At 71.9% G+C, this 228-nt stretch carries 1 pseudogene; it reads right to left on the reverse strand.

The window, feature by feature from the left end:
* Positions 1–228: pseudogene (locus HMPREF3086_RS02775) on the reverse strand (HNH endonuclease); the annotation flags it as partial.

The raw sequence follows: 228 nt of genomic DNA on the forward strand, positions 1-228 counted from the left end.
TGGTCGCAGTCGGGGTGGGTGCAGCCGCCGTAGGCGGCGAACAGTGCCAGGCGTTGGTAGCGGGAGGCGGTGCGGCGGCTGCGGTAGAGCTTGAGGTCGACTTCCTGGTCGCACAGGGCGAGGAACCAGTGGGTGCCGGCGGCCATGGCGATGGCCTGGTCGACGGGTACGCGGATGCCGCCGTCGGTGTGGCCGCACCCGGCCAGGGTGGCCAGTTGGTCGAGGTCG

The sequence above is a fragment of the Dietzia sp. HMSC21D01 genome (assembly GCF_001815995.1).
Classification (GTDB): domain Bacteria; phylum Actinomycetota; class Actinomycetes; order Mycobacteriales; family Mycobacteriaceae; genus Dietzia; species Dietzia cinnamea.